Source organism: Amycolatopsis sp. NPDC058278 (genome assembly GCF_042881395.1).
Lineage (GTDB): Bacteria > Actinomycetota > Actinomycetes > Mycobacteriales > Pseudonocardiaceae > Amycolatopsis.
The window spans coordinates 1-14,849 of record NZ_JBHVXZ010000179.1 but is presented as its reverse complement, the minus strand read 5'-3'; the positions used below and the strand labels follow the sequence as shown (position 1 = coordinate 14,849).

Genomic DNA, 14,849 nt, shown 5'->3' with positions numbered 1-14,849 from the left:
GGATGTAGGAGAGCAGGTCCCGCCACGCCGACGGTTCGAACACCGAACCGCCCTCGGTTCCGGTTCCCGCCGCCTTGCTCGTTGTCACCTGGCACCTCCTGGCGTGGGTGTTGCGGACGTAGCTCGGTTCCGGTTCACTCGGCCGCTCCGGCCGCCGGCGGCACCGCCACGGCCTCGGACAGCAGCCGGGCCGCGGCGCGCACCTCACCGGCCATCGGCCGGTCGGCCGCCAGCGGCGGGGAGAGCTCCGCCAGCGCCGCCCACGGCGCGGCGGTTCCCGCTTCCCGGCCCAGCGACGCGGTCAGCTGGGCGACGCCGACCGCCAGCGAGCCGACGATCAGCCAGGCCAGCTCGGCCGCCTCCGCGACCGCGTTGGCGCCGTTGAGCGCCATCGGCACGTGGTCCTGGTTCCAGCCGTTGGTGGGCAGGCTCGTCAGCGAGGCCGGGTAGACGTGCTGCCTGATCCGGGCGACGAACGACGTCGCACTCAGCTGCACCCCGGCGAGGCCGCAACCCCGGCCGGGGCGCGGGGTGAGCATCGGCGGCAGCCCGCCGTTGGTCGCCGGGTCGCAGAGCATGGCGAGCTGCCGCTCGGCCAGGTAGGCCACCTGGTGCAGCACCAGCCCGGTCTGGTCGGAGCAGAAGCCGACCGGCATCGCGTGGAAGTTGCCGCCGTGCAGGACGGATCCGTCGTAGGTGAGCGGGTTGTCGGTGCAGCCTTCGGCCTCGCGCAGCAGCACCTCGCCGGCGAACCGGAGCTGGTCCAGCGCCGCGCCGAGCACCTGCGGGGCGCAGCGCAGGCTGTAGGGCTCCTGCAGCGGCCGGTGCGGGGTGCGCTCCGCACCGGCGGAGAGCTCGCGCCGCACCCAACCGGCCACCTCGGCCTGCCCGTGCTGGCCACGGGCCACCCCGACGCCGGGGTGGTACGGCTCGGGGTTGACCCCGAGCAGCTCCGCCAGGCGGCCGGTCAGCAGCGCCACGGCCCGCACGAGCCGTGAGGTCGAGTCCTGGTTGAGGATCGCGAGGGCGAGGCTGGCCCCGGTGCCGTTGACGAACGCGAGCGCTTCGCGGACCGGCCATTCGACCGGCTCGGCGCCCAGCTCCGCGAGCACCGCCTTGGCCGGCTTCGCCGACCAGCGCCCTTCGCCGTCCCGCACCCAGGCCTCGCCGAAGCCCGCGAAGGCGTGCGCGGCGTAGGCGAGCGGCTGCAGGTCACCACTCGCGCTCACGGTTCCTTCCCGGGGAACAGCCGGGATGAAGCCGCGGTTCCACAGGTCCGCGAGCCGCTGCCAGAAGTCCGGCGAAACGGCCGAGTAGCCCTTGCGCATGCTCTCCAGCCGCAGCCGGACGATCAGCCGGCAGGCCTCCGGCGGCAGCGGCCGGCCCTGGCTGGTGCCGAGATGGGCGAGCAGGCTGCCGCCCTGCTCCAGTTCGGACTCCGCGAGGTAGCGCACCAAGGGCCCGAACCCCTGGGTGAGGCCGTAGATCGGCTGTCCCGCGGCGAGTGTCTTGTCCACGGTGTCCGAGCTGGCCCGCATCCGGTCGACGTCGGCCTGGTCGCACCCTTCGAGCACCACGCCGGGGTCCGCCCCGCGGACCAGCTCGGCCAGCCGCTGTTGCGCGCTCACCTGTTCGCACCCGTCCCGTCGGTGCGGGCGTGGTTCACGCGCCGGGTCTTGCCGGTGTCCGTGCGGTCGATCCGATCGCGCACGAGCACCTTCCTCGGCAGCACCCCCAGGTGCCGGCGCACCGCCTGGACGTCGATGTCGTGCCCGTTCTCCGGCACGACGTGCAGGTCGAGGTGCTCCCCGGTCAGGTCGTCCGCCACCGGAACGAGCGCCAGGTCCGCACACGGCAGCACGGCGCGCAGGGATCGCTCCAGCTCGTCGAGGTCCAGCCGGCGGCCGTTGACCTTGACGAGGCTGCTCCGCCGTCCCACGAAGGAGAACGCGCGGTCGCCGACCGGCCGCACGAAGTCGTCCATCGTCAGGTCCGCCGGCGGTGGTTCGCCCGGGACCGCGGCCAGCCGCGGGCCGGCGATCCTGAGCGGTACCTCGGCACCGCTCCCGGTGTCCGGTCCGGACACCAGGCTGACGTCGTCGAACAGTTCCCACGGCGGGTTCCCGCCGGCCCACACCCGTTTCGCCACCCCGCCCGTCTCGGTGGACCCGAAGACTTCGGTGACGCTGACCCGGCCGGGGCCCGCCGCGGCGAGGAAGCCGCCGGCGGCGGCGGGCAGTGTCGCCGTGCTGTGCAGGACGGCCAGGTGGTCCAGCGAACGCACCCAGGAGATGTTCCGGCGCAGCAGGGAAAACACCCACGGGATCGCCACCACCGCCCACCGCGGGTGCTGCTCCTCCGGCATCGGCCCGAACAGATCGGGCCGGTACCACACGGGAATCCCCAGCCGGGCCGGCACGAGCACGGTCGCCAGCAGGCCGAAGATGTGCCGTGGCGGGGCGAAGGACAGCATCGCGGCCGGCGTCCGCGGCCGCAGCAGGTCCGCCAGCAGCCCGGCCTCGGCCCACAGCTGGTCGAAGGTCCGCCGCCAGACCCGGCCGGGGCCGGTGGTGCCGGAAGTGCGGAGATCCACCGGATCCGGGAACACCCGCCGCGCGAGTTCCTCGGCGTCGGGTGCGGACCTGTCCCAGCGGACGAGCCACGCCCGGTCCGCGATCCGCGGCGCGGCCAGGTCCGCCGAAAGCAGCTCGGCCGGGGTCAGTTCGGTCCACATACGGGAACTCCTTGGCGGAGGGGATGTTTCGGATGCGCGGGACTCGTCGTCCCGCCGGCGGGACGAGGTCCTACGCGCGGCTGCCGGACGACTTCGCGACGTCCATCACGTAGCGACCATACTGGGACTTCGCCATCCTGCGCCCCAGCTCGTGACACTCGTCGGCGGTGATGAAACCCATGCGCAGCGCGATTTCCTCGAGACAGGCAACGCGGACACCCTGGCGGTTTTCCAGCACCTGGACGTACTGCCCCGCCTCGAGCAGCGACTGGTGCGTGCCCGCGTCGAGCCAGGTGAAGCCGCGGCCGAGGGTGGCCATCCGCGCCCGTCCCGCGTCCAGGTAGACCCGGTTGACGTCGGTGATCTCCAGCTCGCCACGGGCCGAAGGCCGGATGCTCCGGGCGATTTCGACGACGTCCGAGTCGTAGAAGTACAGGCCGGTGACCGCGTTGTTCGACCGTGGCCGCGCCGGCTTCTCCTCGATCGAGAGGAGGTTTCCGCGCTCGTCGACCTCGGCGATCCCGTAGCGTCCGGGGTCGGAGACGGGGTAGCCGAAGAGCGTGCACCCGTCCAGGTTCTTGCGCGTGTCCCGGAGCAGGCTGCCGAAACCGGCGCCGTGGAAGATGTTGTCGCCGAGCACGAGCGCGCAATCGTCCCCGGCCACGTGACCGGCACCGACGAGGAACGCGTCGGCGATCCCGCGTGGCTCGGGCTGCACCGCGTAGCTCACGTCGAGCCCGAGCTGCGCGCCGTCCCCGAACAGGGCGGCCAGCGACGGCAGGCTGTCCGGCGTCGAGATGATCAGGATGTCCTGGATCCCGGCCAGCATCAGCACCGACAGCGGGTAATACGCCATCGGCTTGTCGTAGACCGGCAGGAGCTGCTTCGACGTGGCCAGGGTGAGCGGGTACAGGCGGGTGCCACTGCCGCCCGCCAAAACGATGCCCTTCATCGGAAATCCATTCGCTCGGAGTTTTCGGCGACGACCTTTTCCAGGTCCGGCACCAGTTCGGCGGGTGCGGGCAGCGCGAGCAGCTCGTCCCGGACCCGCTGCGCACCCTGCCGGAAGGACGGCTCGGAAAGCAGCCTCGCCACCAGCTCACGCACCCGGTCCCCGGTGGCCCCGGCCATCGGCAACGCGAGGCCGGCGCCCCGGTCGGCGATCCGGCCGGCGAACGGCGGTTCGTCGAACCGCTCGGGCACCGACAGCGGGGGCACACCGTAGTACAGCGTCGTGCACAGCGTGCCGAACCCGGCGTGGTGCACGGCCGCCGCGCAGCCCGGCAACAGGGCGTGCAGCGGCACCGAGGGCACCACCGTGGTGTTGGCCGGCACCCGCAGGCGGTTCCGGAGTTCCGGCTCGCCCACCGTCGCGACCAGCTCGATGTCGAGGTCGGCGAGCGAGTCGACGAGCTCCTGCACGCCGAGGGCGTGTCCCCCGAAGTGTTCGCCCGCGGTCACGCCGAGGGTGAGCGCCACCCTCGGCCGGTCCGGCTCGCGCCGCAACCAGGACGGCACGACCGCCTGGCCGTTGTAGGGCAGGAAACGCATGCGCAGGTAGCGCAGGCCGGCCGTCATCCGCAGGGTGTCGGGCAGCTGGTCGATGGTGAACTGGCCGACGGTCAGGTCCTCGGTGAACCGGCCCCCGTGCTTGCCGATCCTCGCGTCCAGCCATTCGGCGAGCGGATCGGCGCGCTCGCCCGGTGGCCGTTTCTCCAGCAGTTCCCGGTACCGGTCGCGGGTGACGCCGAAGATGTCCATTCCGGACAGGAGCCGGCCGTGCGCCGCACCGCACAGCTTCGCCGCGATGGCGCCCGCGTAGCTGTTGGGCTCCCAGACGACCAGGTCCGGCTTCCACCAGCCGGCGAACTCCGCCAGCTCGTCGACCATGGTGTTGTTGACGAGCTTGTACCAGGTGCGCACCAGGTTGTCGTACATGGTGTGGAGGTGGTCCCAGCCCAGCCGCTCCGGCGCGTTCTCGGCCAGGTCGAACGGAAGGATCCTGGTGCCGCGCACGGCTTCGTGGGCCGCCGGATCGACTTCGGCGAACCGCTTGCCGAGGAACCGGTTGACGCTCCTCCACAACTGGTGGTCCCGGCCGACGGAGACGGCGGTCAGGCCCGCACCGGTCACGACCGGCGCCAGCTCGGGCTGACTGGCGACGCGGACCTCGTGCCCGGCCGAACGCAGGGCCCAGGCCAGCGGAACCATCGGGTAGAAATGAGACTTCGCCGCATAGGTGACAAAAAGAACCCGCATGGATTTCCTCTCACGGATATGCCCCGTCGGAAAGGCCCCATCCCGGAGACGGTTTCTTTATAGCCCGGCCGCGTGTTCCGCTTCAAGGAAATGCTTGCCCGCTTCGGAAAACGACCGCGGCACTGTCTCGCCGGCGAGACACGGGGAGGGAAGCCACCACGCGTGCGATACGGCTCTCACGCCGCGGCCGCGTCTTCGTCCACAGTGGTTTCGAGATGGACGTGGCAAGGTCGCCGGCGACCTTCGGCGCGGCGTGCCCGGCGGGCGGCGTCGGTGAGGTTGCCCGGCGGAACCGGGCGGCGGGAATGGGTTCGGCGCCCTGCCGGTGCTGGCCGGCAGCGTCGGCGCGGGCTACCGTGCCGCTACGGCCTGGCGAGCGCCCAGGGCATGAGTTTCCCGGCGAGCGCCCGGCTGAACGGGCGGACCAGCTCCTGCAGTTCGGCGCAGGCGGCCTCGCCGATCCGGGCGTAGGGTGTCACGCTGTTTTCGTCGGTCGCCTTCTCGATTTCCGCTCGGCGGGCCGCACCCGCGGGCGTGAACGTCAGGTCGGTGTCGCCGGTGAGCCAGTCGCGTTCGCGGAGCCCCGCGACGGCCCGGTTCCAGTCCTCTTCGGACCACGACCGGGAGGTGCGCAGGGTCTCGGCGGGGACGGCACCCGAAGCCGCGTGGGTGATGAGGGCTTCGACGCCGCTCAGCCGGGCCGTCAGCAGGGCGGCGATGTGCGCGTCGCCGCGGTACTCCCGGAGCAGGGTCTGGGCGTGCCACAGGACCAGGTGGGGTTCGGTGGGCCACGGCAGGGCCGCGTGGGCGGCGAAGAGCGGGCGGCCGGTGACGTCGTCGGCGACCGTCTCGGCGGCCTCACGCAGAAGAGCGGCGGCCCTGCGCATCTCCGGCGACGTGATCGCGTCACCCAGGATGCCGCGCAACGCCCGGTCGGCCGCACCGTGACGCGCGGCCAGGACGGCGGCCGGATCGGTGGTGGACCAGGCGGTGGTGATCGACTCCCTGACGAGGACCGGGTTGAAGTTGTAGAAGGTCGCGACCACGACCGGTGCCGGGACCGCGCCGAGCGCCGCCGACCTCGACGCGAAGTAGCCGGCGCGGCCGGTGAGACCGAGTTCCGCGTACGCGGCTGCGGCCTCCGGGGCGAAGTAGATCATCCCGTGGTACGGCTCGAGAAGTCGCCAGGTCCGGCGCGCCACTTCGATCACGCGGTCAACATACCATCCAGTCGGTACGGCGGGGGGCTTCCGCGCGCCCGGCGAACCGCGGCCCGATCTCGGTCCGCCTCGGGCCCGGCTGGGTACCGCCATCCGGACCACCCCCGGACGGCAGTTCCTCGATAGCGAACGGATAGCGCCGCTGAGCCACGATCTCCCGGTCGATTCCCGCTACTGAGAGGAGTGATCATGGCTCGCATGATCAACGCCCTGGGTGACCGGCTGCTGGGGCTGTTCCTACGCGAGGTCAAGGCCGGCGCGTGCGTCCCCGAGCACGGCCAGGTCTGCAAGACCGTCTACCTCCACTACGACTGCACCGGCAACTGCCGGTAACGCGGCACCCGTGCCTTTCCCGCCACGGTTCCCGTGGCGGGAAAGGCGTTCCCCAGGGGGTTCACCATGATCGGCGCCCAGTTCGTCCTCGCCGCCCGGGTCCTGATCGGGCTGGTGTTCGCGGTCGCGGCCGTCGGCAAGCTCGCCGGGCGGACGCGGCTGGTGGAGTTCGCGGATTCGCTGGCGCCGCTCGGCCGGTCGCCGGTGGGCTGGCTGCCGATCGCGGCCGGGACCGCCGTCGCCGAGCTGGCCGTCGCCGTGCTCGTCGGGTTCTCCCCCACTCACCGGCTCGGGCTCGGGCTGGCGACGGCGGTGATGCTCGTGTTCTGCGCCGCGATCGCCCGTTCGATGCGGCTCGGCCGCCGCGTCACCTGCCGCTGCTTCGGCCGCTCCGGGGCGGTTCTCGGCCGCGCCCACCTCGTCCGCAACGCACTCCTCGCCGTGTCGGCCGCCGCGGCTCTGGTCGTCCCACCGGGGCCCGGTCTCGGCCTCGACACCGGCGCGGCCGCCGCGCTCGTCGGCGCGTTCGCCGCGCTCGTCGCGATCAACTGGGACAGCCTGGCCGGCCTGGTCGGCAAGGCGGACGTCGCCCATCGCTGAAAGAGGTATCTCATGTCGTTCCTGGTGGCCGTGGTCGCGGTGCTGGCCGTGCTGACGGTGCTCAACCTCCTGCTGTCGTCGGCGATGATCCGGCTGATCAGGGAGCAGCGCCGGCCGGCGACACCCGCGCTGCCCGCCGTGGGCACCGAGATCGGGGCGTTCGAGGTGACCGACACCGACGGCCGCACCGTCACCGACCACGAGCTGGACGACGTGCTCGTCGCGTTCCTGTCGCCCACCTGCGCGCCGTGCCGGCGCATCGCCGGCAAGCTCACCGAGCCGACCGTCGCGTTCGTCCTCGACGGCGGTGACCGGGACAAGGCCGTCGAGTACGCGGCCGGGCTGGGCTCCGCGGTGCGCGTCGCCTTCGTCGGCGACCGCAGCCCGGTGTCGGCCGCGTTCAACGCGGGCGACGTCACCCCGACCCTGATCCGTGTCCGGGACGGGCGGATCGCCGCCGCCGGCCACGACCTCGACGCCGTGCGTCCGCAGCTGGTCCGATGAACCTGTTCCGTGCGGCGGGCCCCGCGTTCGGCATCGCCTGGCGCGCGTCGCGGGTGGCCACCGGCGCCTCGGTCGCGCTGGCGGTGCTCGCCTCGGCCGTGCCGGCGGTCTCGGCGTGGCTGGGAAAGCTGCTGTTCGACGAGCTGGCCGGCGGTCGGGACCGCGGCCTGATCGTGCTGCTGGCCGTCGGCTCGGCGGCCGGCCTCGCCGCCACGGCCGCGATCGCCGCCGTCGCCTCCTACTGCGCCGCACTCGTGCGAGCCGAGTCCGCGATCGAGGCGGAGGACCGCCTGGTCGGCGCGGTCGGCGCGCTACCCGGGCTGCGCCGGCTCGAGGACCCGGCGTTCCTCGACAAGGTGCGGCTGGCCGAGCAGGGCGCCCAGGAGGCGGCGCCCGCGGTGCTGGCGCTGACCGTGGATTCGGTGCGCGCGCTGATCGCGGTGCTCGGGTTCGGCGGCGCGGTCCTGCTCGTGTGGCCGCCGATGGCCGGGCTGCTCGCCGCGTCATTGGCGGCGGCGGCGATCTCCCAGCTGGCGTTGTCCCGCCTGCGCGCGCGGGAGACCGAGGCGATGATGGCCACCCAGCGCCAGCGGTTCCTGTTCCGCTCGCTGTGCTCGGACATCCGGGCGGCCAAGGAGATCCGGCTCTTCGGCCTCGCGGACCTGTTCCGGGCGCGCATGGTGACCGCCGTCCGCGCGGCCACGGCCAGCGAATGCGCCATGCAGCGCCGGATCGCCGCCGCCGGGATCGCCGCCGCGGTCGTGTCGGCGGTGGTGGCCGGCATCGCCCTCGTGGTCGCCACGACCGGCGCCGCCCGGGGGGCGCTGTCCATCGGTGACGTCACCCTCTTCACCGCCGCGGTGGCCGGCATCCAGTCACCGGTGGGCGCGCTGCTGGGCCAGCTCGGCCGGGCCGGTGGCTCGCTCGGCCTGTTCCGGCACTACCTCGACGTCGTCACGACCGAACCCGACCTGGCGTCCGGGACGGCCGCCGTGCCCGGGCTGACGACCGGCATCGAACTGCGTGACGTGTGGTTCCGCTACGACCCGGCCGGTCCGTGGGTGCTGCGCGGGATCGACCTGGTCATCCCCGCCGGTGCCGCGGTCGGGCTGGTCGGGGTGAACGGCGCGGGCAAGTCGACGCTCGTGAAGCTGCTGTGCCGCTTCTACGACCCCGACCGCGGCCGGATCCTGTGGGACGGCGTGGACATCCGCAGCTACGACCCGGCCGCGTTGCGGGCCCGCCTCGGTGCCACCTTCCAGGACTTCACCAGCTACGACCTGACCGCGGCCGACAACATCGGCATCGGCGACGTGACCCGCCTCGGCGATCTCGACCGCGTTCGCGCGGCGGCCCGCCTGGCCGAGATCGACTCGGCGCTGTCGGGGTTGTCGCGCGGCTACGAAACCCTGTTGTCCCGGGCTTTCCTCGACGTCGACGACAAGGCCGGGGCGGCGCTGTCCGGCGGCCAGTGGCAGCGCGTGGCGCTGGCCCGGTCGCTCATGCGCGACCAAGCCGATCTGCTCATCCTCGACGAACCCAGCTCCGGCATGGACGCCGACGCCGAAACCCGGACCCACGAGGCACTGCGCGCCCACCGGGCCGGCCGGACGAGCGTGCTGATCTCCCACCGCCTGTCCGCCCTGCGCGGCGCGGACCGGATCGTCGTGCTCGGCGACGGCCAGGTGGCCGAACAGGGCACCCACGACGAGCTGCTCACCGCGGGCGGCGAGTACGCCCGCCTGTTCTCGTTGCAGGCCAAGGGATATGCGATGGCGGAGGCGTGATGACCGGGCTCGCGGTGGTCGTGCTGGTGTTGCCGGCCGTGCTGATCTTGCTGCGCCGGCGGTACGTGGTCGCCCGCGTCTGGGGTCACAGCATGTCCCCGACCTTCCGGGACGGCGAGCGGGTGATCGCGACCAGGCGACGGCAGTACCACGTCGGCGACATCATCGTCTTCCGGCCGCCCTCCCGTGCATCTTTTTCGGGGGTCCGGGTGGCGGAGCCCCCGGCCCGGGGCGAAGCCCCGGATGTCACAGCCATCGATGTCGCCTGGCGCATCAAGCGGATCGCCGCGGTCGCCGGCGATCCGGTCCCCGCCTGGCTGCCGGCGGACCACGCGATCGTCCCGGCCGACCACGTGGTGGTCGTCGGCGACAACGCCGGCCACAGCGAGGATTCCCGTCAGCTCGGCTACATCGACCTCGCCAGTGTGGCCGGCGTGGTCCCTCACCGGCCAGCGCCGGAGGGCAGCTGACAGTCGATCTCCGCCAGCACCCGCTCCACCCCGACGCGTTCGACCGGGCTGTCGAACCGGTCCTGCAGACGCAGGGACTCGTGCGCGATGCGGCGGGCGGCGGCCCGGTCGCCGGCGGCCAGCTCGATCGAGGCCAGGGCGAGCAGCGCGGCCGACTCGGCGTCCGGACGGCGAATCCGGCGGGCCAGGCCCAGCGCGCGGTCCGCGGATCTCCGGGCGGCGGGCAGGTCGCCGTTCGCGCGGTGGGCGTCGGCTTCGGCGGTGAGGCACCAGGTCCGGCCGATCGGGTCGCCGTGCTGCTCCGACAGGACGCGGGCCTGTCCGGCGAGGCTGACCGCGGCCGCCGGGTCGCCGCAGGCCAGTGCGGTGCGCACGGCCACGAGCCGCACCTGGGCGCAGGTCTTCCATTCGCCGGCGGCGTCGGCCAGCCGCAAGGCCTTCGCGCCGTGCACCGTCGCCGCGCAGAGGTCGCCGAGGTGGTCCCGGTACAGGGCGGCGAGCGTGCCGTGGCAGCCCGACATCCCCGCCAGGTTGCCGGACTTCCGGAAGCACACGACCGCCTCGCGCACGGCGGTGATCGCGCGGTGCCAGTCGCCACACCGCTCGTACGCGTCGCCCAGCTTGGTCAGCACCTCCGCCCGCAGCGCGAAGTCGACGTCTCGCAGCGGCACCTCGTTCAGGATGGCGACGACGTCGGCGTACCGGCTGCGGTGCATCCGCGCCGTCGCCGTGACCAGCGCCGCGGTCACCCGCACCACCGGGTCCTGGCCGGCGACGGTCGTCAGCCGCGCGGCCGCCCGGGCGCCGTGGTCGTACAGGTCGAGCCGCACGAGCGGCGCCCGCAGCACCAGCAGCAGCGCCGCCGCGGGACGGAGCAGGCCGCCGCGCACGGCCAGGGCGAACACGGCGAGCAGGACGTCGACGTCCGCGCCCACCCACGACAGCGGCTCCTTCACCACGCGCGCCGCCACGTTCTGGCCGAGCGGCGCGGCGGTCTCGGCGAGCACGGTGTAACCGGCCGGTGTGCCCAAAATGCCTTCATAGGCGTGCCTGGTCAGCGCGACCGCCCAGCCGGCCAGCCGGTTCACCGGACCCGCGTCGAGCGACGGGCCGACCGTCCGGCAGTAGGCCCGCACGAGGTCGTGCATCCGGTAGCGGGGCACCCCGTCGCGCCCCGGGCCGGCCTGGTCGAGCAGGTTCATCGCGCACAGGTGCGCCAGCACCTCGCCGGTGCGGGCGAGCGGCACGTCGAGCACGGGTGCGAGCGGCCAGCCGGTGAACGTCGGCGCTCCGATCGCCGCCAGCGCCAGCATCGCGGCCCGCCCCTCCCGGTCCAGCAACCGGAAGCTGGTGTCGAGACTGTCCCGCACGCTGCGCTGCCCGGCCACCAGCTCCCGCATCCGCCTCGACTCGTCGGACAGCCGCGCGGCCAGCTCCGCGACGCTGAGCTTGGGGTACGCGGCGAGCTGTGCCCCGGCGATCCGCAACGCGAGCGGCACACCCCCGCACGCCTGGATCACCGTGGCGACCGTGCCATCGCCGTCGCCGTCATCCAGCCGGGCCGCGCCCGCGACGTTCGCCAGCACCGTCCCGGCCACCTCGTCCGGCAGCGGCCCGAGCGGCACCCGGACCGCCGACTCGACCTCGGGCAGCACGGACCGGCTGGTCACGATCGTGGCGCAGCCCGGATCGGCGGCCAGGAGCGGCTCGATCTGCCAGGCGGTGGCGGCGTTGTCGAGCAACACGAGCACCCGCTTGCCCGCCGTGCGGCTGCGGAACTCGGCCGTGCGCTCCTCGACGGTGGCCGGCATCGACCGCGCCGGCACACCGAGTGCCCGAAGGAAATGGGCGAGGATGTCGTGCGGTGCGGCCGGCCGGGCATCGGCACCCCGCAGGTCGGCGTAGAGCTGCCCGTCGGGGTAGGCGTGCACCGACGCCGCGCCCGCGTGCACGGCCAGCGCCGTCTTGCCGATCCCGGGCATCCCGGTGACCAGCACCAGCGGTGGTGCGTCGCTCCGGCGCGCCACCGCGGCCCTGATCGCGGCCGACTCCGCGGCGCGCCCGGCGAACCCGGAGGTCCGCGGCGGCAGCTGGGCGGGCACCACGGTCGCCGCCGGAGGCGCCTCGACGGCGAGGACCTCCGCCTCCAGCGCGAGCAGTTCCCGGGACGGATCCACCCCGAGCTCGTCCCGCAGCACGCGCCTGGCCTCGCGGAACGCCGCCAGCGCGTCGGCCCGCCGCCCGGCGCGGTGCAGCGCCAGCATCCGCCGGTGGTGCAGGCCTTCGCGCAGGGGGTGCGCCTGCACCAGCGCGCTCAGCTCGGGCAGCAGCCGCGCGGCCCGCCCGCAGGCAAGCTCCGCGTCGATCCACTCCTCGACCAGGCACATCCGCAGCTCGTCCAGCCGGAGCAGCTCCGCCCCGGCCAGGTACGGGGTCACCCCGCCCAGCGGCGCGCCGGCCCACCGGTCGAGCGCGGACCGCAGCAGGGCCGCCGCGTCCGCGGGATCCCCGGCCGCCCGCGCCGTGCTCAGCAGCCGCCGCACTTCGTCGACGTCGACCAGGCAGTCCAGCAGGTACCCGCTCGCCACGGTGACCACGGCTCCGGCGGCGCCCGCCCGGTCGAGCGCGGCACGGAGCTTGGACACCTGGATGTGCACCTGGGTCCGCGCGGTCGCCGGCGGCAGCTCGCCCCACAGGGCGTCGATCAGCCGTTCCACCGACACCGGCTGCCGGCAGGCCAGCGCCAGCACGGCGAGGACCGTACGCCCCAGCCGTCCCTTGATCGGTACCGGTGTTCCGTAGACCCGCGCGCCGACGGGACCGAGGACAGTGGCTTCCAGCAATCCCCTGCCCGAACCTTTCGAGATCGTGTCACGACCACCCAGGCAGCGGTTCCCCGATCCGGGCGGAGTCCGGCACGGGCACTCGCGCGCAGGCCGAGGCCGGAGGTCGCGCCCACTTCGGTTCACCGTGGTTCGTCATGCGGGCGTCCGCCTTCCCCAGAAAAGTCCGGCCCCGTACCGAAAGTGCACCACCGCCGCGTTCCCCAGCCGGGGCGGCCACTCTCGCCATGCGCGACGCTGCCAGCGGCGCTCGAGCACCGTCAACCAACGCGAAAACGTTTCGCGCTTAACCGAAAGATAAGATCGTTCCCCGGAGCGGGCAACCTTCGAGCGCCGGGCTCACGGCGCCGAGGAACCGGCGGCGGAGACTTCCCGCTGATTGTCCACTTCGACCGGTTCGAGGGCCGCTCACCACCGGCGGGCCCGTGGGAGAAATATCTCGGACCGCCGCCGTAAAGGATTGTTTCGAACGGAGATCAATCAACGCACCGGATATGCAATACCCACCTGAACGGCCCGGTTGGCCGAATGCGGGTACCCCGTTGGCCGCGTCGCGGGCGGCACTGCTTCGGGTACCGTCAACCGGTCGTCCCGCCGTCCCGTCGTCCCGACATCAAAAAAGGTATCAACGAGCGGAGGCCCGTTGAAAATCTTGCTGCTGTGCTCGGCGTTCAACGGACTCAGTCAGCGCGCTTGGCTCGGCCTGCGCGCCCGCGGCCACCGCGTCACGGTCCGGATCGTGCACGATCCGCAGGAGATCGCCGCGGCGGCCGCGGCCACCGATCCCGAATTGATCATCTGCCCGTTCCTGCGCCGGCGGGTTCCGGACGTGGTCTGGCGCCGCTACCGCACGATCATCATCCATCCGGGCCCGGAAGGGGACCGCGGCCCGTCCGCGCTCGACTGGGCGATCATGGACGCCGAGCCCACCTGGGGCGTCACGGCCCTGCAGGCGACCGGGGACCTCGACGGCGGGCCGATCTGGGGCACCCGGGTGTTCCGGATGCCGGCCGATCCGCCGCGCAAGAGCACCCTCTACAACACCGAAGTGTCCGACGCCGCGCTGAGCCTGATCGGCGAGGTCGTGAGCAAGGCCGAAGACCCCGGGTTCACGCCGCGTCGCCAGGACCGCCGGGTGGACACCGTCCGTCCCCTGGTCCGGCAGGCCGACCGAGCCTTCTCCTGGGGTGACCCGACCGACCACGTCCTGCGCCGCATCCGCGCCGCGGACGGCCGTCCCGGGGTGCACACCGAGCTGGTCGGGGTGCCGGTCGCGGTGTTCGACGCCCAGCCCGGCGACGCTTCGCCCGGCGAGCCCGGCACCATCGCCGGACGGCGGCAGGGTGCCGTGCTGGTCCGGACCGGCGACGGCGCCCTGTGGATCGGGCATGCGCGGCGGCTGGCACCCGAAGCCCCCGGCACGGCGGTCAAGCTGCCGGCCGTTCTCGCTCTCGGGGACAGCGTCGGCGAGGTCCCCCGGATCGCCGGCCCGCCGCACCTCCGGGAAATCGGCTACCGCCGGGTGGGCAAGGTCGGCTTGGTGGACTTCGCGTTCTACAACGGCGCGATGTCCACCACCCAGTGCCGCCGGCTCGCCACGGCCGTGCGCTACGCCGCCGCGCAGGACACCGCCGTCCTGGTCCTGGCCGGCGGCGAGGTGTTCTCCAACGGCCTGCACCTGGGTGTCATCGACGCCCACCCGGATCCCGCGGCGGAAGCCTGGCGGAACATCACCGCGATCGACGACCTCTGCCGGGAGATCATCGCCTGCTCCGGCCAGATCGTCGTCTCCGCGCTCGCCGGCGACGCGGGCGCCGGCGGGGTGATGCTGGCTCTCGGCGCGGACAAGGTGATCGCCCGCGACGGCGTCCTGCTCAACCCGCACTACCGGAAAATGGGCCTCTACGGCTCGGAATACTGGACCTACGTGCTGCCTCACCGGGTCGGCGAGGCCCAAGCACACCGGCTGACCACCCGGTGCGAACCGATCACCGCCGCCGACGCGGCCGAGGTCGGGCTCATCGACCAGCTCGCCGGCGGCGACCGCGCGGCATTCCTCGCGACCGTGCTGGACTACGCCACCGAACTGGCCGCCGGCG

The 14,849-nt window shown here is 73.2% G+C and carries 12 protein-coding genes; 6 read left to right on the top strand and 6 right to left on the bottom strand.

What is annotated here, in order from left to right:
- Window positions 1-134: 134 nt before the first annotated feature.
- The 5 genes from ACFVYA_RS46320 to ACFVYA_RS46300 form a co-directional block, all read right to left on the bottom strand.
- Entirely contained in the window at window positions 135-1,628 is a 1,494-nt protein-coding gene (locus tag ACFVYA_RS46320; RefSeq protein WP_387054510.1) for an aromatic amino acid lyase, read from the bottom strand.
- Window positions 1,625-2,734: a long-chain fatty acid--CoA ligase gene (locus ACFVYA_RS46315; protein WP_387054508.1), complete on the bottom strand. Its 1,110-nt coding sequence runs from the start codon at window positions 2,732-2,734 to the stop codon at window positions 1,625-1,627. The genes ACFVYA_RS46320 and ACFVYA_RS46315 overlap by 4 nt, the downstream gene beginning before the upstream one ends.
- A gap of 70 nt (window positions 2,735-2,804) precedes the next feature.
- Entirely contained in the window at window positions 2,805-3,686 is an 882-nt protein-coding gene (rfbA, locus tag ACFVYA_RS46310; protein WP_387054506.1) for a glucose-1-phosphate thymidylyltransferase RfbA, read from the bottom strand.
- Entirely contained in the window at window positions 3,683-4,993 is a 1,311-nt protein-coding gene (locus ACFVYA_RS46305) for an activator-dependent family glycosyltransferase (protein ID WP_387054504.1), read from the bottom strand. The genes rfbA and ACFVYA_RS46305 overlap by 4 nt, the downstream gene beginning before the upstream one ends.
- A gap of 362 nt (window positions 4,994-5,355) precedes the next feature.
- Window positions 5,356-6,204, bottom strand: coding sequence for a hypothetical protein (locus ACFVYA_RS46300; protein ID WP_387054502.1), 849 nt, complete (start codon window positions 6,202-6,204; stop codon window positions 5,356-5,358).
- A 198-nt stretch (window positions 6,205-6,402) separates the two neighbouring features.
- Here ACFVYA_RS46300 and ACFVYA_RS46295 point away from each other — a divergent pair, with 198 nt between their 5' ends.
- The 5 genes from ACFVYA_RS46295 (at window position 6,403) to ACFVYA_RS46275 (ending at window position 9,907) form a co-directional block, all read left to right on the top strand.
- Complete coding sequence (locus ACFVYA_RS46295) at window positions 6,403-6,546, top strand: hypothetical protein (RefSeq protein ID WP_387054500.1); 144 nt, start codon at window positions 6,403-6,405, stop codon at window positions 6,544-6,546.
- Between the two features lie 66 nt (window positions 6,547-6,612).
- Window positions 6,613-7,146 (top strand): MauE/DoxX family redox-associated membrane protein, encoded by a 534-nt coding sequence (locus ACFVYA_RS46290; RefSeq protein WP_387054498.1) that lies wholly within the window; start codon window positions 6,613-6,615, stop codon window positions 7,144-7,146.
- Window positions 7,147-7,158: 12 nt separating this feature from the next.
- Window positions 7,159-7,650 carry a TlpA family protein disulfide reductase gene (locus tag ACFVYA_RS46285; RefSeq protein WP_387054496.1) on the top strand — a complete coding sequence of 164 codons (492 nt, stop codon included), beginning with the start codon at window positions 7,159-7,161 and terminating at the stop codon, window positions 7,648-7,650.
- A complete protein-coding gene (locus ACFVYA_RS46280; RefSeq protein ID WP_387054494.1) occupies window positions 7,647-9,437 on the top strand; it encodes an ABC transporter ATP-binding protein in 1,791 nt (596 codons plus the stop codon). The genes ACFVYA_RS46285 and ACFVYA_RS46280 overlap by 4 nt, the downstream gene beginning before the upstream one ends.
- Entirely contained in the window at window positions 9,437-9,907 is a 471-nt protein-coding gene (locus ACFVYA_RS46275; RefSeq protein WP_387054492.1) for a S26 family signal peptidase, read from the top strand. Before ACFVYA_RS46280 ends, ACFVYA_RS46275 begins: the two co-directional genes overlap by 1 nt.
- Here the strand turns inward: ACFVYA_RS46275 and ACFVYA_RS46270 are convergent.
- Window positions 9,880-12,750 (bottom strand): BTAD domain-containing putative transcriptional regulator, encoded by a 2,871-nt coding sequence (locus ACFVYA_RS46270; protein WP_387054491.1) that lies wholly within the window; start codon window positions 12,748-12,750, stop codon window positions 9,880-9,882. The genes ACFVYA_RS46275 and ACFVYA_RS46270 overlap by 28 nt on opposite strands.
- 643 nt (window positions 12,751-13,393) lie before the next feature.
- Here ACFVYA_RS46270 and ACFVYA_RS46265 point away from each other — a divergent pair.
- A partial coding sequence (locus ACFVYA_RS46265; RefSeq protein ID WP_387054489.1) for a hydrogenase maturation protein occupies window positions 13,394-14,849 on the top strand: 1,456 nt, incomplete at its 3' end.

What these genes read in the sequence shown, in the direction of transcription:
- ACFVYA_RS46315 (WP_387054508.1), bottom strand. Translation starts at nt 2,734, where the DNA reads ATGTGGACCGAACTGACCCCGGCCGAGCTGCTTTCGGCGGACCTGGCC.
- ACFVYA_RS46290 (WP_387054498.1), top strand. Translation starts at nt 6,613, where the DNA reads ATGATCGGCGCCCAGTTCGTCCTCGCCGCCCGGGTCCTGATCGGGCTG.
- rfbA (WP_387054506.1), bottom strand. Translation starts at nt 3,686, where the DNA reads ATGAAGGGCATCGTTTTGGCGGGCGGCAGTGGCACCCGCCTGTACCCG.
- ACFVYA_RS46285 (WP_387054496.1), top strand. Translation starts at nt 7,159, where the DNA reads ATGTCGTTCCTGGTGGCCGTGGTCGCGGTGCTGGCCGTGCTGACGGTG.
- ACFVYA_RS46280 (WP_387054494.1), top strand. Translation starts at nt 7,647, where the DNA reads ATGAACCTGTTCCGTGCGGCGGGCCCCGCGTTCGGCATCGCCTGGCGC.
- ACFVYA_RS46275 (WP_387054492.1), top strand. Translation starts at nt 9,437, where the DNA reads ATGACCGGGCTCGCGGTGGTCGTGCTGGTGTTGCCGGCCGTGCTGATC.
- ACFVYA_RS46295 (WP_387054500.1), top strand. Translation starts at nt 6,403, where the DNA reads ATGGCTCGCATGATCAACGCCCTGGGTGACCGGCTGCTGGGGCTGTTC.
- ACFVYA_RS46305 (WP_387054504.1), bottom strand. Translation starts at nt 4,993, where the DNA reads ATGCGGGTTCTTTTTGTCACCTATGCGGCGAAGTCTCATTTCTACCCG.